The 24,175-nt window shown below is 37.1% G+C and carries 24 protein-coding genes; 13 read left to right on the top strand and 11 right to left on the bottom strand.

Features of this window, described 5'->3' with window-relative positions:
* Positions 1-49 precede the first annotated feature (49 nt).
* Positions 50-1,288, top strand: coding sequence for a translocation protein TolB (locus BKP35_RS05265; RefSeq protein ID WP_071312363.1), 1,239 nt, complete (start codon positions 50-52; stop codon positions 1,286-1,288).
* 195 nt (positions 1,289-1,483) lie between these two features.
* On the opposite strand, the gene BKP35_RS05270 is transcribed toward BKP35_RS05265, so the two are convergent.
* Positions 1,484-1,927: a YndM family protein gene (locus tag BKP35_RS05270; protein ID WP_071312364.1), complete on the bottom strand. Its 444-nt coding sequence runs from the start codon at positions 1,925-1,927 to the stop codon at positions 1,484-1,486.
* A 200-nt stretch (positions 1,928-2,127) separates the two neighbouring features.
* Here BKP35_RS05270 and BKP35_RS05275 point away from each other — a divergent pair, with 200 nt between their 5' ends.
* The 8 genes from BKP35_RS05275 to BKP35_RS05310 all read left to right on the top strand — a co-directional run bounded on the left by BKP35_RS05275 (position 2,128) and on the right by BKP35_RS05310 (position 10,253).
* A complete protein-coding gene (locus tag BKP35_RS05275) occupies positions 2,128-3,180 on the top strand; it encodes an LLM class flavin-dependent oxidoreductase (protein ID WP_071312365.1) in 1,053 nt (350 codons plus the stop codon).
* 420 nt (positions 3,181-3,600) lie between these two features.
* Positions 3,601-4,122 carry a sigma-70 family RNA polymerase sigma factor gene (locus BKP35_RS05280; protein ID WP_071312366.1) on the top strand — a complete coding sequence of 174 codons (522 nt, stop codon included), beginning with the start codon at positions 3,601-3,603 and terminating at the stop codon, positions 4,120-4,122.
* Between the two features lie 17 nt (positions 4,123-4,139).
* Complete coding sequence (locus BKP35_RS05285) at positions 4,140-5,123, top strand: anti-sigma factor (protein ID WP_169819142.1); 984 nt, start codon at positions 4,140-4,142, stop codon at positions 5,121-5,123.
* A gap of 392 nt (positions 5,124-5,515) precedes the next feature.
* Positions 5,516-6,562 carry an ammonia-forming cytochrome c nitrite reductase subunit c552 gene (locus BKP35_RS05290; RefSeq protein ID WP_071312367.1) on the top strand — a complete coding sequence of 349 codons (1,047 nt, stop codon included), beginning with the start codon at positions 5,516-5,518 and terminating at the stop codon, positions 6,560-6,562.
* Positions 6,563-6,698: 136 nt separating this feature from the next.
* Positions 6,699-7,163, top strand: a complete 465-nt coding sequence (locus BKP35_RS05295) for a NapC/NirT family cytochrome c (protein WP_071312368.1) — start codon at positions 6,699-6,701, stop codon at positions 7,161-7,163.
* A gap of 284 nt (positions 7,164-7,447) precedes the next feature.
* The gene (locus tag BKP35_RS05300; RefSeq protein WP_071312369.1) at positions 7,448-9,280 is read left to right on the top strand and encodes a MotA/TolQ/ExbB proton channel family protein; all 1,833 of its coding nucleotides are present in this window, start codon (positions 7,448-7,450) and stop codon (positions 9,278-9,280) included.
* Complete coding sequence (locus BKP35_RS05305; RefSeq protein WP_071312370.1) at positions 9,273-9,968, top strand: OmpA family protein; 696 nt, start codon at positions 9,273-9,275, stop codon at positions 9,966-9,968. The genes BKP35_RS05300 and BKP35_RS05305 overlap by 8 nt, the downstream gene beginning before the upstream one ends.
* Before the next feature lie 75 nt (positions 9,969-10,043).
* Positions 10,044-10,253 carry a DUF1657 domain-containing protein gene (locus BKP35_RS05310; protein WP_071312371.1) on the top strand — a complete coding sequence of 70 codons (210 nt, stop codon included), beginning with the start codon at positions 10,044-10,046 and terminating at the stop codon, positions 10,251-10,253.
* A 162-nt stretch (positions 10,254-10,415) separates the two neighbouring features.
* On the opposite strand, the gene BKP35_RS05315 is transcribed toward BKP35_RS05310, so the two are convergent.
* Positions 10,416-10,766, bottom strand: coding sequence for a DUF4363 family protein (locus tag BKP35_RS05315; protein ID WP_071312372.1), 351 nt, complete (start codon positions 10,764-10,766; stop codon positions 10,416-10,418).
* Positions 10,767-11,016: 250 nt separating this feature from the next.
* Here BKP35_RS05315 and BKP35_RS05320 point away from each other — a divergent pair, with 250 nt between their 5' ends.
* On the top strand, positions 11,017-11,880 hold the full coding sequence (locus BKP35_RS05320) for a DUF421 domain-containing protein (protein ID WP_071312373.1): 864 nt from the start codon (positions 11,017-11,019) through the stop codon (positions 11,878-11,880).
* An 18-nt stretch (positions 11,881-11,898) separates the two neighbouring features.
* On the opposite strand, the gene BKP35_RS05325 is transcribed toward BKP35_RS05320, so the two are convergent.
* Both BKP35_RS05325 and BKP35_RS05330 read right to left on the bottom strand, forming a co-directional pair.
* Positions 11,899-12,486 carry a hypothetical protein gene (locus BKP35_RS05325; protein ID WP_071312374.1) on the bottom strand — a complete coding sequence of 196 codons (588 nt, stop codon included), beginning with the start codon at positions 12,484-12,486 and terminating at the stop codon, positions 11,899-11,901.
* Positions 12,487-12,670: 184 nt separating this feature from the next.
* Positions 12,671-12,898, bottom strand: coding sequence for a hypothetical protein (locus BKP35_RS05330; protein WP_071312375.1), 228 nt, complete (start codon positions 12,896-12,898; stop codon positions 12,671-12,673).
* Positions 12,899-13,031: 133 nt separating this feature from the next.
* Between BKP35_RS05330 and fabG the strand changes: the two genes are divergently transcribed.
* Positions 13,032-13,772, top strand: a complete 741-nt coding sequence (gene fabG, locus BKP35_RS05335) for a 3-oxoacyl-ACP reductase FabG (protein WP_071312376.1) — start codon at positions 13,032-13,034, stop codon at positions 13,770-13,772.
* Between the two features lie 244 nt (positions 13,773-14,016).
* Here fabG and xerS read toward each other — a convergent pair whose 3' ends face one another.
* The 3 genes from xerS to BKP35_RS05350 all read right to left on the bottom strand — a co-directional run bounded on the left by xerS (position 14,017) and on the right by BKP35_RS05350 (position 17,933).
* A complete protein-coding gene (gene xerS / locus BKP35_RS05340; protein ID WP_211274596.1) occupies positions 14,017-15,102 on the bottom strand; it encodes a tyrosine recombinase XerS in 1,086 nt (361 codons plus the stop codon).
* Between the two features lie 399 nt (positions 15,103-15,501).
* Entirely contained in the window at positions 15,502-16,647 is a 1,146-nt protein-coding gene (locus BKP35_RS05345; protein WP_084031475.1) for a D-alanyl-D-alanine carboxypeptidase family protein, read from the bottom strand.
* 122 nt (positions 16,648-16,769) lie between these two features.
* Positions 16,770-17,933 carry an iron-containing alcohol dehydrogenase gene (locus tag BKP35_RS05350; protein ID WP_071312378.1) on the bottom strand — a complete coding sequence of 388 codons (1,164 nt, stop codon included), beginning with the start codon at positions 17,931-17,933 and terminating at the stop codon, positions 16,770-16,772.
* Positions 17,934-18,319: 386 nt separating this feature from the next.
* Between BKP35_RS05350 and BKP35_RS05355 the strand changes: the two genes are divergently transcribed.
* Positions 18,320-19,042, top strand: a complete 723-nt coding sequence (locus BKP35_RS05355; RefSeq protein ID WP_071312379.1) for a CBS domain-containing protein — start codon at positions 18,320-18,322, stop codon at positions 19,040-19,042.
* A gap of 187 nt (positions 19,043-19,229) precedes the next feature.
* Here BKP35_RS05355 and BKP35_RS05360 read toward each other — a convergent pair whose 3' ends face one another.
* A complete protein-coding gene (locus BKP35_RS05360) occupies positions 19,230-21,062 on the bottom strand; it encodes a UbiD family decarboxylase (RefSeq protein WP_071312380.1) in 1,833 nt (610 codons plus the stop codon).
* A 480-nt stretch (positions 21,063-21,542) separates the two neighbouring features.
* On the opposite strand from BKP35_RS05360, the gene BKP35_RS05365 reads away from it, so the two are divergent.
* Positions 21,543-22,757 (top strand): L-lactate MFS transporter, encoded by a 1,215-nt coding sequence (locus BKP35_RS05365; protein ID WP_071312381.1) that lies wholly within the window; start codon positions 21,543-21,545, stop codon positions 22,755-22,757.
* 36 nt (positions 22,758-22,793) lie between these two features.
* Here the strand turns inward: BKP35_RS05365 and BKP35_RS05370 are convergent, their stop codons facing one another.
* Genes BKP35_RS05370 through BKP35_RS05375 form a run of 3 tightly spaced genes read right to left on the bottom strand, consistent with a single transcriptional unit; the run spans position 22,794 to position 23,861 of the window.
* The gene (locus BKP35_RS05370) at positions 22,794-23,084 is read right to left on the bottom strand and encodes a hypothetical protein (RefSeq protein WP_071312382.1); all 291 of its coding nucleotides are present in this window, start codon (positions 23,082-23,084) and stop codon (positions 22,794-22,796) included.
* The gene (locus BKP35_RS19395) at positions 23,078-23,251 is read right to left on the bottom strand and encodes a hypothetical protein (protein ID WP_169819143.1); all 174 of its coding nucleotides are present in this window, start codon (positions 23,249-23,251) and stop codon (positions 23,078-23,080) included. The genes BKP35_RS05370 and BKP35_RS19395 overlap by 7 nt, the downstream gene beginning before the upstream one ends.
* A 40-nt stretch (positions 23,252-23,291) precedes the next feature.
* Positions 23,292-23,861 carry a class I SAM-dependent methyltransferase gene (locus BKP35_RS05375; RefSeq protein WP_071312383.1) on the bottom strand — a complete coding sequence of 190 codons (570 nt, stop codon included), beginning with the start codon at positions 23,859-23,861 and terminating at the stop codon, positions 23,292-23,294.
* Positions 23,862-24,175: the final 314 nt, after the last annotated feature.

The raw sequence follows: 24,175 nt of genomic DNA on the forward strand, positions 1-24,175 counted from the left end.
GCGAATGACCATGCGAAGTTCGGAGAAGCTAGTTGTAGGAGGAGTCATAATGAAAATTAAGATTTTATTACTATGTATAATTATTAGCTTTAATTTTTTAACGATTGTTAGTGCAGAAGAGCCATTAACAGCAGCTTTTCTTCGCGATCAGCAATTATGGATCAAAAAGGGAGTCGAAGAAATACAACTTACAAAAGGGCAGAATGTGTACTCTCCAAAATGGTCATACGATGAACGTTTTATCGCCTATATTGATAGAGGGGCAAAAGGGGATCAATCTAACCTCCTTGTTTATGATGTGAAAAAACAAGAAAATTACCAGCCGTATGAGGTGCTTGAAACAGCAAATTTTAAATGGTCACCTATTAACAATCAACTTGCCTTTACTTCAGGTACAGTTTTAAATGTTACGAAAAATAAGAATGGTCGTCCGTTCGGGTTTGAAAATGTTTCTTTAGGTGTAAGTGATTTCGCATGGTTTCCGAATGGACACGATTTTATCGTTTCCTCACAAGCGAAATTACTCCCTAATGGATGGGGACCAATTCATCTTTTTAAAATTCCAATTGATGCAAATCTTAATGCCGAAAAAATGATGTCATTTTATACACTGGACACGAACACGACTGATCTATTTGCCATAAACGCAGAACATTTTAAATGGAGTCATGATGGTAAGTGGGTTAGTTTTCTTGCCACCCCTACAGCATCCATGTCCAATGACAGTAATACGTTATGTGTTTTATCGTCAACTGGAGAGCAGTTTCAAGCCATTGGAAAAATGTTATGGTATGAAGATTGGATAAAGTGGGCGTCATCAGCAAACCAACTTGCCTATATTTCAGGTGAGGGAAGATTTTTCGTTGAAAATAAGAAAACAACGATTGCAGATATTCCTGTTGCTAAAAAACAGAAACAATACACACCTCAAGGATATGTAGATCTAGACTTAGAGTGGTTTTCTCAAGATCAGATGATTGTAGCTCGTGCCAAAGAAAATAAAGAGTGGGAGGAAGGCCCTGTCCCAACGATGTTTACGTCTCTTTACGCTATAAACTTAAAATCAAATGAACAAATGCAAATCACTTTTCCGAAAAATGAGGAGCTCGATGTAAAACCTCAAGTATTTGGTTCTTATGTAACATGGTTTCGCCGCACAAAAAATGATAATCGTAGGGATGTATGGCTAAAGGACGGTATCGATGGAAAAGAACGTATGTGGATCGAAAATGTTGATTCACCACCAGTGTTTTCACCAAAAATGGTGTCATATACAGGTACAATATGAAATTCCCACAATGAATTTCATAATTCATTATTTTCGCCACTAAGATCAATAGATAGTTGCGTCATAACCATTCGCAAACTATCTATTGCGTGATATGGCTCATTTTTGGTTATTATGAAATTCACTCAACAGAAAAAAAGGCGAAAAACTGCAACAGTTTTTAACGCCTTTTTTCTTGAAACCACGTTGATTATTTCATTTATCATTTTTTTCTTGATTACGTCCTGGTTCCTGCTCTTCCGCAAACTCAAAAGCGAAATCTCGATTGAAGTTCGGTTGTTTTTCACGGACAATAGGCTTTATGTTTTTCAAAATATAAGAGTGGACAAATACTTCTGAACCCGCGATAAGCGTTGCTGATATTATGCTTCCCCAACCAATCATTAAATAGCTGTGAAAAAATATGCTGCCAAACACCCAGACGATTGTATAGATGAGGAAAAAATCGACGACGACTGCGTTCCTTTTTCCAATTCGCGGAAGAATGATTTGATCACCAACAAAGTATGAAAAAATCGTAATTAGTAAACTAAATGATATGATTTCAACTAAAGGTGCATTAAATAACAAACCTAAGCTAAACCAAAAGACAATAAAACTAATTACAAATTTCATTAATAATACGTTTAAATGTTTCATTGTATAATCCTCCTTCTTTGATTAATTCTGTTCAAAATGAAAAGAAACCATACCTTAAGCAAAAACTTTATTTCAAGGCATAAAACTTGAATTAGCCGACAGAAAAATTCAAAATAGAGTTATTACTTTAGTTTTTAGGGAAAATAAAGAAATATAGCAATAAATTATAATAGCAGGAAAGGAATAGGAGGAATGGTGAATTGGAAATTGGTATAAGTACGTTTGTAGAAACAACACCGGACGTAAAAACTGGTGAAGTAATAAGTCATGCACAGCGCTTACGTGAAGTTGTAGAAGAAATCGTCCTAGCAGACCAAGTAGGTTTGGACGTGTTTGGTGTTGGTGAACACCATCGTGAAGATTTTGCTGCGTCATCTCCGGCCGTCGTTTTGGCTGCGGCTGCTGCACAAACGAAAAATATTCGTTTAACGAGTGCAGTGACGGTTCTTTCTTCGGCAGACCCTGTTCGTGTTTTTCAAGATTTTGCTACCGTAGATGGGATTTCGAACGGTCGCGCTGAAATTATGGCTGGACGAGGTTCTTTTATCGAATCATTTCCTTTGTTTGGTTACGATATCCAAGACTATCATGAGCTTTTTGATGAGAAGTTAGAACTATTGTTAAAAATACGGGAGTCTGAAAAAGTCTCGTGGAAAGGTGGGCACAGGCCGGCGATCAATAATCGCGGTGTTTATCCGCGACCAGTGCAAGATCCATTGCCTGTATGGATTGGTAGCGGCGGAAATTCAGAATCTGTCGTTCGTGCTGGGAGGCTCGGATTACCACTTGTCTTAGCGATTATCGGGGGTAATCCAAAACAGTTTGCCCCACTCGTGCAACTGTATAAGAGAGCTGCAACTCAGGCAGGCCATGATGTTTCGAAATTGCCAGTAGCTTCACATTCCCACGGCTTTATTGCAGAAGACACCGAGACGGCAGCAAATAAATTCTTTCCTTCGACTCAGCAAGTGATGAACGTGATCGGTCGCGAGCGAGGTTGGCCACATTACGATCGCTCAAGCTTCGATGCCGCCCGCAGCTTAGAAGGTGCACTATACGTAGGTGATCCTGAAACAGTGGCAACGAAAATTATTCACCTTCGTAAGGACGTTGGCATTACTCGCTTTATGTTACACGTTCCACTAGGCACTATGCCCCATGAAGATGTCATGAAGGCGATTGAGCTGTTAGGGACAGAAGTCGCACCACGAGTCCGCGAAGAAGTTGGTAAATGGGAAGCGGAAAACAATTAAGCGATAGCGGGCGAGTGTATTTTAGTTCGAGCAACCTGATTTCAGTCGGTAAAAAATATTTTTATTAAAGAATTGTCCTTTAAGTGTCAGATCACCAAGCATCACGAAAAATAGACGTGTGTATGTAGTATTTGTCTATTTTCGTTGACTAGAGGTGACTGACGCTTTTTTGGTGTGGATGATTCTTTTTTCTAACACAATGAAATGATATTTTTATGATAAGATTGAAAAAAGTTAGAGAGTTAATGGGATTACATATTTGATAGATTAATAAGTGTAACGGACATGTCCGTTAACAGGCCAAACAAGCAGTAAACTTATATTTTTTCGAGAAATCCATCGTAATGATCTGTTTTTTTAAAATTTAGGTGTAACATTTCCTCGTTTTTTTCGTTATAAAGGTGAAAGGGGGATCGGAGCTTGGATAAAAACAAAAAAGAAAAGCTTGATGAGATTTACCGAAAGCATGCAAAGTCGCTTTATTATTTTTTATACCGGCTCTCAGGATCCTCTACGACCGCAGAAGATCTTGTTCAAGAGACTTTTTATAAAGCAACAATTTCTTTGTCTTTTTACGAAGATTATGAAGTGCGGAGTTGGCTATTCAAAGTGGCAAGGCATGCTTATTTAGATGAGTGGCGCAAACGAAAACGGTGGGAATGGGTCCCGTTTATCGATGCGATCCACAAACAAAGCGATCTGTTAAGTCCATATGAGCAGCCAGAAGATTATGTCACCGCTAAAGAAAGTGAGGACGACATGATCCAATTAATGAAAAAACTGAATGAAACTTATCGCACGATCATTTATTTGCGAGAAGACGAACAACTATCATATCAAGAAATTGCGGCCGTTCTAGATATGAATGAAAATCAAGTAAAAGTGACTTTACACCGGGCCCGGAACCGGCTTCATGAATTTGCTAGTAGACAGCACTTTTAAAGAAAGGAATGAAATACATGATGACTGAATGGAATGAAAAAAAGGAGAAAAAAGTGTTACGCCGATACCGTTTTATGCTTACATTACGTATCCTTCGGGTCGCAGTAATTATGTTTTTTATATATTGGGCGTATATGATGGTCGTATCCATCGGCTATCTCCATTCCGAGAAAGGCCATAAACTTGTCGCTTATTCGCAGCTTGCGATTGACTGGACATACCCGGGAATTTCTGCTGAGCACGGACTTAGTTTTGCAGAAATTAACTCGTTTCTCACGCAAGAAGCGGCCGTTCCTTTTTATCGGAAAATCGGTCAAGAGAAAAAAGATGTAGGTCAGCTACACGTGAGGAAACCACTGACTGGATTTACGCGATCGAACTTTGAATTTTATCAAAAAAATGATCAGCCTGACTTTAACTTTTGGCTTCCAGTTCACCCAGAGACTGGGGAGGCGCTTGAGGCGAATAATTATCCTGGAGTTTGGGAGACGCTAGACAAAGTTCATGAAGGTACCGTTGCCGATCTTGCGTTTTCAACTAAAGAATTTATGACACCAGAAGAGTTGTTTATGTTATTAGAAGATTTTGACGTAGAAGTTGAGTGGATGCCCGTTTATATGGGTGAACTCGATCTGTTTACAGAAGGATGGTGGGGCGGAGATAATAGTGTCGCTGTTGAAGCTTGGGGACTCACATATGGAAGAGAGTTTGGAAGTGATTTTCTCTCATACAGTACTACGAATCTAACGATAGGAAGTATCGACAGAAACCAGCAACTAATGCTTGATAACATGAAACTTATTTACAACGATGATTCAAAATTTGCGGAAACGCTTTTCGGCACCCAATATTTTGCGAAAAGGATTCAATACCTTGAAGAAAACGGCTTTAATGTTTACGGTGCTGTAATCACCGGCCCAACGAAAGAACTATTACGATTACAAGAACTTGATGAGATCCAAGGCGTTCAACTCGGCGAAATTACGTTTTGGAATTGGTAGTTGGATTTCAGCACGACGAAAAATAGATATGATAAAAGGGAGAGGTTAGCGTGGTTACTATCAATTTTTCAGGTTTGTTCCTTATTCTTTTCGTATTTGTAGCAGTAATCGGCGGGATTACGTTGCTAATACGTTGGATTTCAAAGAGATAGATTATCAATGAAAATATAGAAAAGCGTTAGTTGCTGCTTTGCATCTAACGCTTTTTTTGTGTGAATTGTAAAGGTTCACAAAATGTTTATATGTATTTTCTGTGAAAAAGTATGTTCAATTATGGAAAAAGTTGTATATTGTTTATATAGAGAAATGAAGGGATGGGATAAGAATTATTTAATAACCTTCCATAAAAACACCCGAGAGTTTAAAACAACTTTGAAGAGGAGGAAGAATGAATGAAAAAGCTATGGTCTATGTCAATTGTGTTGATTTTAGCGTTTTTTTTAGCCGCCTGTAGTGGAGATAGTTCCACAGAACCTCCAGAAGAAAACAATAACTTACCCTCTGAAACTACCGATCCAAGAACTGACTCAGATTTAGATAGTTTAACAATGACTGAAAAAATTAGTGAAGAATGGTCACTTACTGGGCACGCGAATACTGGCGCACCGCTAAACTCTGCAGGTTTACGGGATGGCTGTCAACCGTGTCACTCTGGAAATGGATTTATGCAGCATTTAACCGATAATCCTTATACACCTCAAGCTGATGAGGAAGCAGGAGAAGAATTGAAATTACCGACGACGATTGACTGTGCGACCTGTCATATTGGTCCTGGTCAAGAAATGTTGAAAACTGGAATGACTGAAGGGTATGTACCATTTGTAGATGGGGCATACGACGCTGGAAAGGAATCGGCACTTTGTATTTCTTGTCATAACGGGAGAAGAGACACAGCTGATATGTATGAACAATGGGCATCAGGAGAAGGAAAACCAACAGCTTATCCGCATTATGATGCTGGAGCATTATATTCAGGGGTCGGTGGTATGGAGTACCCAGATGTCGAATATCGAAATACGATTGGACACCAAATCCCTGGTTGTGTAGGCTGTCACATGCCTGTTACTGATAAAGGATATGTTTCACATAACTTTAGTATGGATATAGCAGATATTGAAGCAAGTTGTGGTTCATGTCACTCGAATCTCAGTGATTTTTACGTAGGCGGAAACCTCCAAGCTCAACTTGATGAGTTACTTGAAGAACTACACGAGGCAGCAGTAGCCGCTGTTGATGGAGCGGAAGCTATCGGCATGTCGAGATTAACATTCCCGTTTGTCGATGCAGAAGGTGAAACTGTTGACCTTGACAATGTAAGTACAGAAGCTTTCGTTTCAGCCTACAATTATTATCTCGTAAAAACTGATAAGAGTGGAGGAATTCACAATCCTAAATATGCGATTTCTCTACTAGAAGAGTCTTTGAAAAAGCTTCGCTAGTTTTTAGTTGAATAATAAATTAAGAGATGGAGCTTAAGTACAAGATTAGCCTCCTTTTCAGCAAAATCAGCAAGAGACATTTTTAAGCATTTGAAACACAGCGCAAGAAAACTCCTCAAGAAGAAGGTGATTAGAAATGTTTAAAAACCTTAATAAGAAGTTAACGTTGATCATTTTATTAAGTGTATTTGCGGGGATCGTTTTAGCCGTTGTTATGAATTCAGGGATTAAAGCGACCTCCAGTAATAGCTTTTGTTTAAATTGTCATGATGCTCCAGAATTCAAAGCCAATTATGACCTTACTCCTCATGCCAGACTCGATTGTTTAGATTGTCATGGACAGGGGTTTGTTAAAGACAAAATTGGTGGAATTGGGCATTTCTTTGATACTGTTTCAGGTAAAAAAGACCCGAATAATTATCCAAATATGAAGGCTGACGTACCAGACGAAATGTGTTTATCTTGTCACAACATGAATAATGTAAATCGTCATCCTGCAGTAATTTCAGGACATGAGATTTATCGTAATTATGATTTAACGTGTATAGACTGTCATGATAGTGTGTTTATGCACGGAAGACTCGATGATCACTCTAACTAATCGTTGGCTGTGCCCCCTTAAAAACTTGTTTCATAATGGGAAAGTGCATGCGATACTGTAGTACCAATCCAATAAACGAGTAAAAAGTAACCGTCGTCAAATGGGATGGTTACTTTTTTAGTACGCTTTTTTCATGTTCTTCAATACTACTGGTGACCCTAGAAATTTATAGTATGTAGCCATTTTTCAATTACATAGTACATGCATGATTTGTCCCCCTTGCGAATAGCTATTAATTAAGGATATAGTGACAAGCTCGAGATTTTGACTAGGAGGGATGATGAATGGTTGAAGCTATTTTAAAAATTTTCATAAGTGAACAGCAAGCGCAATCGATTTTATCGAATTCTTTCATTGAATTTATTTTTATGGTGTTATTTGTCTCATTTGCGATCGCAATTATTATTCATTTTACTTTGTATAGTAAATTAAGAAGAATACGGAATTTCCTTAGTACGAATAATTCGTTAGATATTGAGCCGTTAAATCGCTTTCAACGGGAGTTTGAACATAAAAATAAACAAGAGTCGTTGAAGGTTGAGACGTTTGTTCAAAAGAAATTTTCTAGTTGGAGAATGTTTAACGTACCGGTCGTTAGTCTTATTAAAATGATTCAAATGACGGTTTCCGTTTTTATTTTAGTTGGTGTATTAGGAACGTTCATCGGTCTTGCTATGTCACTCGGAAGTATTGATGCCACAGGAGATCAGCTCGTCGAAAATGTTGCGCTTGTCCTCGCCGGGATTGATGTCGCATTTTATACGAGTATAACTGGTATGGGTTTGTCGCTCATTATGACGGTCATCACACGCGTCGCAAATACGGAATATATGTTAACTGATATTATGTTAAAAACAGAGTCGTATTTAGAAGAGAACGAGGAAGATGGGCTTGAACGTCTCATTAATGTATCAGAACAGATTAACTCATCGATTGTCGAGCTACGCGAAACGAATCAAGAATCACTACAAAACATCGTACAATCGTTTCACGGCTTTCAGGAATATACGGTGGGTCTCCAGCAATCCGCGAAAGATTTAGCTAAATTTAACGAAGGATTATCGCAAAACCTCAAAGATTTCACGGTTATTTTTGACGGCATTAAGGAATTAACTGACGGCTTTGATAAAGGAGTCTCAAAGCTCAATAAAAACTTTGATCAATTATTCAATTATTTTTACAAGATGGATCAGCGAAATGAAAAGATGACGAGCGCTTTTACGGAAACGTATAAAAAAATTGCCGATTTAACAACGTCGCAAACGGAAACGCTAAATGAATTCCAAACTTCGGTTGGCGAATTGAGGGAGTTTTTCTCCTCTGTTGCCGGGCGGCAAGAGGCGATCCAAGCGGCTTTTGAGAGAACGAACACCCAAAGCGACCATCTCGTAAAATTAATGCAACAAAACAACCAGCAATTTAAAGGGATTTTTGGGAACGATTTGAGCGGAAAACTATCTGGAATAAATACTTATTTAAAAGAACTGAAGCATGATTTTGATAAGTTAGGGAATTCCGTCGTTCGCCTACCGGAGGCGTTAGATATGATTAACATCGCTCAAGTGGAATATAAAAATCTACTTAAAGAGCGACTCGACGATTTAAAACAATTTAATCAAGATTTCAACCAGCATTTAAAAACGCATCACGCAGAATCAAGAGCATTTGAAAAAAATGTTCATGATGCGACACGCTCTTATGAACAAATCGGCATGAAAAATCAGCAATTGATCGCTGAAATTAACCGAACGATCTCACAAATGTCAGATTCATTTCAACACCGAGAAAATCAGCTCGAAACGAATGTATCGGTTTTAAAAGATACGTTATCAAGGTATGTCGCTAATTTAGAAGGAACACTCGGTGACAAATTAGATAAGGTGAGCCGCAACTTAGGAGAGTATGTCGTTGATATGAATGATGCTATAAAAAAAGAATTTAAACAAATTGGAGATATTACCGAAGATAGCCAGCAAAGAAATGCGCGCATAATGCAGCAAACGATCAATGAGTTAGGGCAAGAATTTCAAAACTTGAACCGCCAGCTCCATACGATCACCCAAGAAGCTCAAAGACAAAGCCAAGGACGCCCGGTAAGGATTGGAAGCCATGATTAATAAATATAAAAAGTTGTTTAAAGGAGAGCAGGACGAAGGCCATTTTTGGCCTTCATTCACCGACTTATTAACGGCCATCTTACTTTGTTTTATCCTCATTTTCATTATAATGATGGTTATTAAATCGTTTCAAATTGAAGAAATGAAACGAACAATTGATCAAATTATGGGGGTACGCGTTAATTTAATTGAAGATCTGAATGATGAATTTAGTGATTCGACTCTCGGTATTGAAATTGATGAGCAAACTGGAGCGATGATCTTTAATACCGATATTTTGTTTGAGTTTGATGATGCTGTATTAAAGGTTGAAGCATTTGAATTTTTAGATGAGTTTGTTCCAGCTTACTTAGATGTGTTGTTAGAAAGAGGGTATGAAGACTACATTTCGGAAATTATTATTGAAGGGCATGCGGACCGAACTGGAAGCTATTTATACAATTTAGAGCTATCTCAAGCAAGGGCGTATAGTGTCGCTGAATATATTTTAAGTGAGGATTTCCCTTACCAAAACATTCAACAACATTTGAAAGAAAAATTAACTGTGAATGGGAAATCTTATACCGATGGTCGTACAGACGAAGAGGGTAACTATAGTCACCAAGAATCACGACGTGTAGAATTTAAGTTCCGCCTAAAAGATGAAGAGATTTTAGAGGCAACTCGCGACTTGTTAGGGAGAAATTAATTCGCAACGTGCACTGTCATAAAATGCTACCAAAAAAGCTAAAATAAAAGAAACAAATATAAGCAGGAGGAAAAAATGACAGTAGCAACAAAAGTTCAACAGGCGCTCGCTACAGCAAAAGGGGTTCAAGCAAACTTTGAAGCATTTTCTCTACAAACGAAAGACGAGGAAGCTAAACAAAAGTACGCTGATGCTGCACAACAATTACAAACCGTAATTAACGGATTAGAACAACGGATGGAACGAATTCAGCAAGAAGAACCTGAGTTCGATGTAGTAAATTAAGAAGGGGCTGCCGCAAAGTAAATGTCAGACACCGTTAGGCACCAAAAATATAGAGGGATACTACATTAAATTCGTCTATATTTAGTAAGTTCTGCATGGTGTCAGACACTTGTGGTACAGCCCCTTTGATGTAAAATTGTGTTCTAAATATCAGTTGTGATATCAAAGGTTATAGATGATATTTAGTAAGTGGTTAATTTGTTTTATACTAATGATTGCTTCCGTTTCTTCTTCATTGTTAATATTTTCTTTTAGTGATAATAGTTGTAGTTCAATTTCTTTATAATCTTCGAGCTCACCAAGAAGCTGTAATTTCCATTTACGCTGATCGTAATGCCGTTCGAATTTTTCAATATTCTCCATAGCCGTTTCCCAATCTTCTTTTTTGATTAGTTGTTCTAGCTCAGTAGTTGACTGTAATAATAAACGGTCTTTTTCAGTTTTTATTAGATCACAACCTGAATTGAAAATGAGGAGGAATAATATCGCAATCAAAATTTTTGTTTTAGCCATTGAAATACACCTCGAGTATAGTTTAATGAATTTCATAATTCATTATTAACGCCATTAGTGGGAACTTTTAATCAGATGGAGTCGAGACTTCATCTGATTTCTCGGTGTTTCAGCTTGCTGAAACGAGTTCGCTGATAGTACGATGAATTTTCGTGCCAAAAGACGTTCATACATAAATGATTTTTAGAAGTATGTTTTTCGTAGTTTGCCCAATAATGATAAAATAGTACAACATTGAAGGGTGAAACAAATGAATGATTTGGTTCATGTAATTATTCGTACATTTATTGCTTTTATTTTAATGATGATCCTTGCTAGACTGATGGGAAAAAGACAAATTACCCAGATTACGTATTTTGATTACATTGTCGGAATTACAATCGGTAGTATAGCTGCAGAACTAACATTCAGTCCTCATATTCGAATGTCAAACTTTATTGTAGGGATGGTCATATGGGCATTCGTACCAATTATCCTTTCGAAAATTGAATTAAAATCAGTAAAGTTTAGGACATTAATGGAGGGAAGCACGACAACCCTCATTAAAGATGGTCAAATCCTTGAAAAAAATTTAAAGAAGGAACATTTAACGATCGATGAAATGATGCTTTTACTCAGAAAAAAAGATATTTTTAAAATTTCCGATATTCAGACCGCGATTTTAGAAAAAAACGGTGAAATCACAGTCATGAAAAAAAGTGAGTTACAACCAATCACAGCCAAAGATGTTGGACTTGTTGTTGAAAAAGAATCGGCCCCGTGTATCGTGATTATGGACGGAAACGTACTAAACAAAACGTTAACTGATTACGGATATACGAAAGAATGGTTACTCGGAGAAATTAAAAAGCAGGGAGCCAACGATTTTGCTGACGTATTTTTAGCACAAATAGATTCACTAGGAAATGTTTACGTAGATCTTTTTAATGATAAATTGAAAATTCCACAAATGAAAGAAAAGCTCTTAGTCGCAGCCAATATTAAACAACTTCAGTCTAATCTCGTTAATTTTTCTTTACAAACTGAAAATAAGGAAGCTAAACAAATGTATAAAACTTATGCTGATCAGATGGACAAGCTCATCGGTGAAATGGCCGTTTATTTAAAGGAGTAATGGCGTGCAATCGAGGAGTTATTGTTTTTCGTTTAAAAACTCTAAAACATTTTGATGTTCTTTTTGAACGGCAGTTACTTGCTTAATTTCACTGCTTAATTCTTTTTTACCTTCATCAAACTTTTTCATCATACTAGCATAATAAAATCCAACTTCTTTTCGAGTTTCACATTGCTCCAAAGCGATAGCGTCTTGTCCTTTTTCGAGGGAAGTCATTCTATCTTCAAAACGATCTTGTCGGTTGCCAAAGTCGACTAACTTTTCTTCAAAACTGTCTTGTCGGTTGCCAAAGTCGACTAACTTTTCTTCAAAACTGTCTTGTCGGTTGCCAAAATCGACTAACTTTTCTTCAAAACTGTCTTGTCGGTTGCCAAAGTCGACTAACTTTTCTTCAAAACTGTCTTGTCGGTTGCCAAAATCGACTAACTTTTCTTCAAAACTGTCTTGTCGGTTGCCAAAATCGACTAACTTTTCTTCAAAACTGTCTTGACGATGGCCAAAATCGACTAACTTTTGCTCAAAGCCATCTAATTTCTTGTCAAAGGAATGTTGTCCCATTTCTAACGAATCAAGTTTATTTAAAATTTGCTTTAAAATGTGCTCCATGTAAATCACCTCCTTTTTTGACTATATTATAGCTCCTTGATTAGTTATTGTCGAGACCTTTTTCAAGAAATATAGTGCTATTAAGAGTGAAATACCAATTGGAACAAATGTCCATAATGGTGGAGAGAATTCCCTTACCGTTTATGGACATTTGTTCTAAATTATTATTAAGCATGACCTTTAATTATCGCAAAGCGTCTTTTTCAATATTCACTTCTTCAATTAGCTCTTCCATATCTTCTTTCCTCGTGTTATTCACTCTATTTTCTAAATCATTGAACTTTTGATCAACGTTACGAGGGTTCGCATCGGCACTTATCCCCATTTCTTTGCCAACGCTGTCGTTTATAATACTCTCCTTTTTTCCATCAGGGTGAGTAGAACGCGGTTGAAAGCCTTTTTGACCTGTCATAAACAAATTCCTCCTAAAATTAAACTTAAGATTAGCTTGTGCTTATTTAAGAAATAAATGTAAAATGATAGAGAGTCTTAATTAGTCAGAAGATTATAAAAACAAACTTAATCATGCAGGGGGGAAGCTGATCATGAGATTACAAAATAAAGTAGCAATTATTACAGGTGGCGGAAGAGGCATTGGAGAGGTAACAGCGAAAACGTTCGCAAAAGAAGGAGCAAAAATCGTTGTTGCTGATTTAAATGAAGCAGACATTGAAAAAACCGTCAGCGAAATGAAAGAAACAGGCGCAGATGTGATCGGGGCGGTTGTTAATGTAACGGATCGCAAGCAAGTCGACGATTTAATTAAACAAACTGTAGATGCTTTCGGGCGTGTAGATATCGTGGTTAATAATGCAGGGATTACAATGGATGCGCAATTATTAAAAATGAGTGAAGACCAGTGGGATAAAGTTATCGATGTTAATTTAAAAGGGGTTTTCAATGTCGGACAGGCGGCAGCTCATGTAATGAAAGAACAGCAGGGGGGTGTTATTCTTAATGCTTCATCAGTTGTTGGAGTTTACGGAAACTTCGGTCAAACGAATTACGCAGCGACTAAATGGGGCGTTAATGGCATGACAAAAACATGGTCAAAAGAACTTGGAAGATTTGGAATTCGTGTAAACTCAATCGCACCAGGATTTATTTTGACACCAATGACCGAAAAAATGCCAGAAAAAGTGTTGGATTATATGAAAGAAAAGTCTTCATTAAAGTTATTAGGAACCCCAGAAGATATCGCCAACGGATACTTATTTTTAGCATCAGATGAGGCACGTTTTATTACAGGTGAGATTTTAAGCATTGATGGGGGAGTAGTTTTATAAAAAAGAGCTGTTGTTCATGTGGTAACTGGGTATGCTCAAGTTGTATAATTTTTTTCTATGATGTTTTGTTATAAGTGTAAGTGAAGGAAATCGTTTAATTTTAAATTTCGTCTCACTATCCAGAGTATTCTTCTCATTTGAGACCATACCGAAGTTAGTTTACATAACGTATATTATGTAAACTAACATAATTAATAGAGGGAGCTGCAAATGGGGTTCCCTCTATAATTCATAATGTAGGTTATTATTCATCTTCATTCGGCAAATCCATCTTTTTTACAGCAGCGCCAAGTTCATCGTTTTTAATGTGCGTATAAATCATCGTTGTTTGGATCGATGAATGCCCGAGTTGACGGCGTAATTTAGGAACATCATTGATCGCTGAATGATATCTAGTAGCAAATGAATGTCTCAGCTTATGCACGGATAATGATGATTTTCCAAACGCATTGGCGTATTTTTCAACAAGTTTTTCGATCGCTCGTGGTGTTAACCGTCTAGTTGTTCCTTTAGGACCCATTGGCGCTGATACAAATAATGATTTCGTCGTTTTTGTAAGATTATAACGATCGTTTCGTACAGCTAAATAGTCTTTTAAGTCGAGCATCGCTTGATCGCTAATGTAGACGTATTGCTCTTTATTTCCTTTACGTAGCACTCTTACTGTATTTTTTTGAAAATCAATATCATCAATATCAAGACCAACGAGCTCAGACAAACGGAGTCCCGAACCTAATATAAGTGAGACGATTGCTGTATCACGTTCGCGATTTTTAACATGAAAATTATACAACTTTTTATTTTCCTTGTTAATTACTCCATAATCATGAGCAACAAACTGCCGAAATTGCTCATATTCATCACCACGCAAAATTTTGCCTTCCATACGGTTTGCTAGCGTTTCTTGATCTTCATTAATGTTATTTAATTCAATTTTCGCCATCACATTTCGCGATAAATAAGGCTGTAAGTTACTAGTTTCAGCGATATTTTGTAAGTAATTAAACAGTGATTTTAACGCAGATAGCTTGCGGTTCACGGTTAGTTTAGAGTTATTTAAGCGAAATTCTAAATGCGATAGAAAATCTTCAATTTGCTGCTTTGTTAGTTTTTCTAAGATTTCAAGAGGGATATCTTTACGGTCGCCCTTGAAAATTTCTTCTGCTAAAATCCAATCAAAAAAGATGATATAGTCATGGCAATAATTAAGTAATGACGCTGGTGAAAGTTTACGTTTGCGTTTATCTATGTATTCAACGACATACCAAGGAAGTTGGTTTGATTTTTCTTCAATGCGCTCAAAATAACGTTGGCGATTTTCTTGGCTCAAAATGATCACACCCTTTCGTTTTATTTTAATATATGGAGTTTATTTCGTCAAATTTATATTTTACGTAATAATGTTTATTTGTGTTTTATCAGGATGAAACACATTTTTGAATTAAAATATATTGCTCCCTCCCTTTCCCTTAATTCACGGCAAAGTACAATTTCGTGGTAAATATTTATGCTGTAAACTTTCTTTTAATAAAAAAATCTCAAATAGTTAAACTTCCTTCCCTTACTCGTCTAATCTATATTTAAAAACTACTAATATAAGTAGTCATTTAGGTATTGGAATATTGCATTAGCGCGATTTGTGAAATATATTTTACGGACATTCAGTACGTTATTTTCAAAAAACCGAGTGCAAAAACACTCGGCTAATCATTCTTCTTACAGCAATCAATTACTTCCTTTTTTTAAAATAAACAACCACTGAAACGATCGCTAATAAAATTGAGATATAGATATATTTGTGAAAATTAGATTTAGGCATCGGTTCTTGCGCTAACAAACTTACTCCTACTTTGTTTTTTCTTTTCGTTAACTCTCCAGGCTCTATCGTCTCTTTTAAGATTTTATTTTCGTTAATATCGTATACTTTTAAAATGCCACCATCGGTGAACTCTTTGGCAAATTCCTCATCTTTTTTAGTGGTAAATTTAACTGGCTCAGTTAATCTATATATTTTTCCTAACTCATCTTCATAAATTGTTCCTTTTGGAATTACGTTTGTTGTGTAGTTTTCAAATCCATAATCTAATAAATTAGAAGTATCGGTGTAAGAACCTTCGCTCGTATAAGCTTTTAATGTTACCGCTATTAACTCCATATCGCCTTGTTCTGCAGAAGTGACTAGAGTAAAACCGGCTAGACTAACGAAGCCGTTCTTTACTCCTGTTACTCCTTCATATTGCCTTATTAGTTGATGATGGTTATAAATGGTCGTCTCCCAACCTTCACCGATCCACTCCATCTCATTCGTACCAACAATTTCTCGAAACTTTCCATTTTTCATCGCATACTGGGTTATTTTTGCCATATCTGCTGCTGTTGTCTTATGATCTCGGTGAAAAAGTCCGTGTGGATTCGTAAAAGTCGTATTATAAACACCGATTTGTTCTCGTACAAACCGATTCATCCGTTCTGAAAACGCCTCTTCACTTCCATCTAAATGTTCGGCAATAGCTGTTCCAGCATCATTCCCTGAACTTATCAATAAGCCTTGAACTAATCTTTTTAAAGGAACTTCTTCTCCCTCGAGTAAATAAACTCTTGTTCCAATGACATTTCTAGCATTTTCGCTAACCGTAACGATGTCATCCAAATTCCCTTCTTCTATCGCTATAATCCCTGTAATTATTTTTGTAATACTAGCAGGGTACATATGTGCAGCACTATTTTTCTCAAACAATACTTCTCCCGTCTTAGCATTAATTAAAATTGCTGACTCACTTTGTAACATCGGTTTAGCATGCGCATCCACCAAGTCTTGCTGACATATCGATAGTATAAATCCAATTATAAATAAACAAAGTAATTTCTTTATCATCGAGCATATTCTCCTTTGTAAAAGTCTCGTTGTGATCTAGACGTTTATTATTATAAAGGAAAAATATGACCAAATTGAGAACTTTCGAAAATGGAAAAAATTACTCAAGTTTCATGACAGGGCTATCTCGCCAACTGTAATATTTGGCGTACGTCTTCTTCATTTAATTTCACGAAATTTCCTAAAGGTCCTCTTTCTGTCCCTTTTTGCGCCATTTCATCAATATGCTCTTCAGTAATATCAGCTTCATTTAATGTGATTGGCATACCAATGGAAGTGAAAAACTCCTCCATTTTTTGAATGCCAGCTAAAGCCGTCTTCTCTAAATTATTTAGGTCAATTTCAACACCCCAGACTCGATGTGCAAATTGGGCAAATCGATTTACATCATGTTTGTATACGTACTTCATCCATGCTGGAAAAACGATTGCTAATCCCGCGCCATGAGCGATGTCGTAAATTCCACTTATTTCGTGTTCAATATCATGGCTTGCCCAATCACCAATTCTACCCGTACTTAACGAGTCGTTATGAGCAATGGTCCCAGCTAACATAATTTCAGCACGAGCGGCATAATTCGTCGGCTCTTTCAACACTGTATGTGCATTATTAATGATTGTTTTTAATGTCGCTTCACATAAACGATCGGTTAACTCCACATTTTTTTCATTTGTAAAATATCTTTCTAAAATATGGGCGATCATATCGGTAATGCCACAAGCGGTTTGGTATTCAGGTAATGTATATGTAAGAACTGGATTTAAGTGTGAAAATTTTGGTCTCATTAAATCGTGACCTGTTGCTCGTTTATACCAACCATCTTCATTCGTGATCACTGTTGCACCACTTGTTTCGCTTCCAGCTGCCGGAATCGTTAGCACTGTTCCAATCGGTAAACAATCGTTGATTTCTGCTTTTCCTGTGAAGAAATCCCAAACATCACCATCATATTTCGCTCCAGCTGCTATCGCCTTTGCAGAATCAATGACACTGCCCCCGCCTACAGCTAAAATAAGCTCAATTTCATTTTCCTTACAAATGGAGATCCCTTCTCTAACAAGGTCGACACGTGGGTTTGGTTTTACCCCACCTAATTCGAAAACTTCAACCTCTTCTTTGCGTAATGACTCGACAACACGATCGTACAAACCACTTTTTTTAATGCTACCTCCACCATAATGTAGAAGAACTTTTCTTCCGTATTTCACGGTTTCCTTACCTACCGTATTTTCCGCTTCTTTACCAAACACTAGTTTCGTGCTATTTTGAAATGTAAAATCTTGCATTGTTTGTATCCCCCTTTATCGTATTATAGTAATTTTATAAGAAATGCTCAGTAGATGCAATCGGTTGCCCTTTAAATAAGTTGCTACGAAAACGAACGGTTAGTACGTATGCCCATCCAAAACCATTATAGTCGAATATAATGTTATTAAAATAATTTTACATGTTAAGTGTAGCTATCTATACGCAAAACTTTTTCTCCAATTTAAATCCTATTTTTATGATAAGTAATGAATTTCATCATTCAACCTTATCGCCATAAAGTATCTTTATGTAATTGCGTCAAACCGCTCGCAACTACATAAAGTTTGATATGGCTCGATTTAGGTATTAATGAAATTCACTCTAGTATAAAAAAAGATCGTATTCTCCTAAAGAGGTGGGGTAATTGAGGAATTCTGAGCGCTTTATCCTTGCTTATAATGCCATTACGAAAGAACTTGAAAAAATGCTTCAAATCAAAAAGTATGTCCCCTTCCATCAGCTCTTAGAAATGGCGAAAAAGAAAAACGGTGTCATTGAGCATTATTTAAATGATTTAAGAGATATTACCTATCTACGAAATGCCATTGTCCACGATAAAAACTACCCAGAGACCGCTATCGCAGAACCGCATACACACATTGTCGAAAAGCTAGAACATATTTTAAAGGAAATCCAAAAACCACAAAAAGTCATCCCGCTATTTAAAAAAGATGTAAAAACGTTAAAAGCAACATCGACGTTAAGCGAAGTGCTCCATTTAATGAAAAGCTATTCGTATACACAATTTCCGGCATTCAACGACAACCAATTTGTAGGCTTAATTACTGACCGTTCGATTGTAAGATGGATGGCGCAAAATATAGACGATATCGAAGTGAAAATAAGAAAAGATGATATAAAAGTATCGGACATTTTATTTGTTCAAAAAGAGAAGAAAAATGTAGTTTTTGTTGATAAAAATCAAAACCTTTTTGATATTCAACAAAAATTTCTTAACCACCGCGATCAATATTTAACTAGACTCGAAGCAGTACTAATAACGGAAACCGGTGACCCGCTAGAAAAATTACTAGGGATCATCACCCCTTTTGATTTATTACAAACAAATAGCTTTAAGTGCTATTAAATGCGGTGGATGTCTCATTATTTGAAAATTGATATATGTCTTAAATCGAAACCCTAAAATTTAGAGACGAAGCATACACCACAATCATCTAATTACAAAAAAACTAAGGCACCGCTTTAAAAAAGCGAAACGCCTTAGTTTTCGATTTCCTTACAGAAGTTTAAGCACGACTATACACTCGTATTTCTTAAATCTTCACTTCGCTTAAACTTGCTCCTTTAACAAAGAAGCGCTCGATATTTTTCTCCACCGTCGGATCTGGAATTAACGGTGGTGCATGATGTGGTTTCGTGCGAACATCGATAATCATATTGTCACAACCCCAATGTTTATGTTCATAATAACTATTCACACCATAAATGTCGTGTGACGGGTTGCTTCTCGTAAAGGAAACCCATAGGAAGTTACTCATCGATTCGCTAAGAAAACTACTGTCGTCACATAAAATAATCATTGGGCAAGTTGGCATGACACCTTTTGCTTGGATTGCTTCAGAAAGTGCGTCCGCTTCCTTTTGAGCCTCTTCGTAACTTGAGAACTTCGGAGCCTCCACTGCGACGACTCCTGGAATGACTAGGCGTGGATTTTTAAACTCATGCAAACCTTTCAGTTGCTCAGGGACTTCTGTACATAAGTCGCGTTTTTTATCGCCGTAAGCAGCAAAGACAACTTTACTTCCTGTATTCAATCCCGTTCCTGAATAGTCTAACGTATCAATCGTCGTATTCGTCTGAAAATGAATGTCGCGATGTAAGTTAAGACGCTCTAAAATGTAACATAAAAATTCTTCTTCTTTATGCGTATCTAAAGGTTGTCCATCTTCTGCCGTAATAAATAAATACTTCGCCAAACTTAATTGACCGGTTCCTAAAATACGATTCGCAATCGTCAGTAGCTCAGCAGGTTGTTTTACTTTTTGATAAGGTGTGTAACGCTCGCTACCAATCGCAAAAAGTAACGGATGCACACCCGCTGCGTCAACTGCGTGTACTTCTTTGACGCCAGGGATTTCTTGTTTAATCGCATCCCCTGTTAATTCATGAATAAGATCACCAAAGGCAGTATCTTCTTGTGGTGGACGCCCTACAACTGTAAACGGCCAAATTGCATTTTCTTTGGCGTACACTTTATGTACTCTAAATAAAGGAAAGTCGTGGGTCAGACTGTAGTAACCTAAATGGTCACCGAAAGGTCCTTCAGGCTTCGTTTCCTCTGGGTGGATTTCTCCTGTAATCACAAAGTCAGCGTCATTACTAATGCAATAGCCGTCAACATAACTATAGCGAAAACGCTGCCCCGCTAGTAATCCAGCAAACGTCATTTCACTTAACCCTTCAGGTAACGGCATTACAGCTGCCAAAGTATGCGCTGGCGGACCACCAACAAAGATGCTCACCTTTAAAGGCTTCCCTAATCGATTCGCTTTCTCTTGATGAACACCAATCCCGCGGTGAATTTGATAGTGCAAACCGAGTTCTTTATTTAATTCAAACTCATTACCACTTAATTGAACACGGTACATACCGAGATTCGCATTCATAATTCCTGGTTTGTCCGGGTCTTCACTATACACTTGTGGTAGTGTGATAAATGCTCCACCATCATCCGGCCAATGATGAATCAGTGGCAGGTCTGAGATGTTAATTTCTTTGTGCGTTACCGGTAAACCATTTGATTTTTTCTGAGGTAACGCTTTTGATGCTGCGAACCCTGTACTTACATGGTTAAACGGATTTTTTAAAGCTTTCATCGGATCATTTCTAAGTGCGACTACACTTTGCGCTTGATCAATCGTTTTACGGAAAATAAACTTACTTCTCTCTAAGTTCCCAAATAAATTAGAAACTGCTTTAAATTTCGAACCTTTTACGTTTTCAAATAAAAGCGCTGGCCCTCCCGCCTCATAAACTTTTAAATGAATCGCGGCCATTTCAAGATGTGGATCCACCTCTTCATGTACACGAATTAACTGACCATTCTGTTCTAAATCAAGTATACATTCTTCTAAATTGCGATACATGGCTCACTAGCTCCTATTTCTATAGTTTATATCGATAATTATACCGTTTCTGTCGACTGATGTCTTGTTTCACCTCTGAAAAATTTGTGTAGATTTAAACTAAAAATCCTTTTTCTTGACATTAATTAAATTTGTGACATAATAGATTAAAATAAAAGACGAGTTAAAAAATATTATTAAACGATAGCTTTTGTCACTGTTTTTCTAAGCAAGGGCAAAAGAAATCGGTTACGAATATGTTATTAGCTTATACAATTAAGTGATTTTTAAAAATAATTAACCCCTTTTTAGGACGGGGTTGTACAAATGCATTTTAGTGGAACGATCTGAGTATTTATAAAAATAATATTTTTGGTGGCTTTAAGCAAACACCTTTGTGCGTGCAAAAGAGACCAATGTTGATGAGAAACTCACAACATTGGTCTCTTTTTGTTATCATTCGAAAAATTCTGACATTTGATTATTAAGGAGGTTCATCTCATGAATAGATGGTTAGTAGTGTTAGGGGCAGTAATTATACAAATAAATTTAGGGGCAGTATATGCATGGAGCTTATTTAATCAGCCACTCATTGATAAATTTGGGTGGTCTAGAGAAGATGTCGTTTTCACTTTCTCGATTACGATTGCGACATTTGCCTTAGCAACCATTTTTGCTGGTAGATTACAAGATAAAATCGGCCCTAGGTGGGTTGCAACGATCGGTGGTCTCCTTCTCGGTATCGGGTTAATACTCGCTAGCGAAGCAACGACATTACTGCAATTATATTTCTTTTATGGCGTCATTGGTGGTATCGGGATCGGGATGACGTATGTATGTCCACTATCTGCTTGTGTGAAATGGTTTCCTGATAAAAGAGGATTTATTAGCGGTGTAGCTGTTGCCGGCTTTGGTCTTGGTGGTCTAATCTATCAACCTGTTATCGGTTATTTTATTGAAAATACTGGGGTTTCAAATTCATTCCTATATTTAGGAATTATTTATTTACTATTTGTCGTTGCTGGTGCGCAATTGTTGAAAAACCCTCCTACGACAACAAATGAAGTCGCAAATTCAGATAAAACAAACATGGATACTGCTACGCATTTTACAACGAAGCAAATGCTTGGAACGTACCAATTTTACTTATTATGGGTCATGTTTTTATTCGGTAGCATGTCGGGATTGATGGTGATTAGTTATGCTGTTGATATCGGAGTTTCTGTAGTAAACCTAGACATTTCCCAAGCTGCAAACGCAGTGATGGTCATTGCATTATTTAATGCCGCTGGTCGTATTGTTTTAGGGCAAATATCGGACCGCATTGGTCGAATGAACACTTTAATGATGATTTACGGTTTAACGGCGCTTATCATGTTTTATATGAGTATAGGGGTAATGAACTATGTGACGTTTTTAGTTGCTGTCTCTTTAATCGGTTTTTGTTTCGGTGGTTTCCTTGCCCTCTTCCCTTCAGTCACTGCCGATTATTACGGGACAAAAAATATCGGCAGCAACTACGGATTAATGTATCAAGCTTATGGAGTGTCAGCATTCGCTGGTCCATTTATTATTAAAGTAATTCCGTTTACACAAGCGTTTATCATCGCCGGGTTAATCTCTGTTTTAGCAATATTTATGGCGCGCTTAGCCGAGGAGCCAAAGCCGAAAGAAAAAGTAGCTAGTCTAATTAAAAAAGAAGTTGTCAGAAGTTAAAAATGAGAGTACCGTTCATCGGGCTCTCATTTTTCTTTACGCGAGCATAATTAATATCGCAACAATTGAAACGATCGGAATAGCAGATATTAAGCTGACACCTATCAACGTCGTCGTTAAGATGGCTGCTTTCGCCTCATTCGATATGTTACCGATTGCTAGAGTTTCACGTAACCTCATAAAAACATTTATTAGCCCAACAGCTAAAATAAGAATAACAAGCACTAAAGCCGGTAAAATCTCAACCATTTCTAGGGCACCCTCTAATGGTGCAATAAGAATAAATCCAACGATAACGAAAATGATCGGTATAGCCTCAACTAACACCCTCTCATAAAAAAACGGTTATTCTCTTTTTGTAATGCTTGAGTATTCACTTCGTCGCCTTTTTCTAATTTAGTATCAATACTAGACATTAGTTGTTTAAAGGTATAAACGATCCCTAATACCGCAATAATGCTGGCAATGACAAAAATCCATCCTGGGTTAAACATTGTTTTCCCTCCTTTCTAACTATGTAGCTTCCAAACGTTATTAAAATTTGAATTGCTTTCGAACAAAAATCGTCTGCCTTCCCTCTTGTTCATTTTCTTCATAATAAAGAATATGCCAATCGCCAAACTCAGAAAGAAGTTCGTTAGGTCGTAGTTTATATTGATCAGACACGCCTTGCTTTTCCTTTTGTGGTGATAAAAAGAAAGTTTCCATAAAAAAATAGCCATTCTCCTTAACGAGTAACTTCACAAGTGGAAAAATCGAACGATCAAGATAATATGTAATCGTCACTAAGTCATAGGCTTCTTCTTTCAAATCGATTTGAGCCCAATTTTCAAGATCACCTAAATGAGGCGTAACGGCTAATTGTTTTGCTTCTGCCTGATCTTTAAGGTGGGCGAGGGCAACTTCTGAAATATCATACGCATCTACTTCATAACCGTTCTCAGCTAGATACAAACTGTTAGCACCGAGGCCACATGCCCAATCAAGCGCTAAACCGCCTTGTAAGTATTCAGAAAGGTTTTGCAGTCTGTCATTAGGTTGAGGTTGCTCCAAACGGTTCAACCGGTCTCGGTATTTATGGTTCCATTTCTCATTCGGATCCAAAATGAAATCTCCTTTCATGTCATATTTAGGTAGGGATTATTATAACAAAGCCGGTCCAACACGTTGCTTGTACAAGCACATGCATCAGCAAAAATTCTATTCTAGGACTTCGAAATTCCATTAACTTTTCTCTGACCACTAGGGGTCCAAATTCAAAAAAATATTGTAAATACAATAAAATAGCAACTAATATACATTTGTGATTTTAGTAGCTATTACTACGATATTTCTACTTTTTCTCCACGTTAACTGAACTACCTACATTAATTTGCCGTTCTCTCTTTCTTTATATAACAAAGCTAAGACCTTCACTG

The sequence above is a fragment of the Anaerobacillus arseniciselenatis genome, assembly GCF_001865995.1.
Classification (GTDB): domain Bacteria; phylum Bacillota; class Bacilli; order Bacillales; family Anaerobacillaceae; genus Anaerobacillus; species Anaerobacillus arseniciselenatis.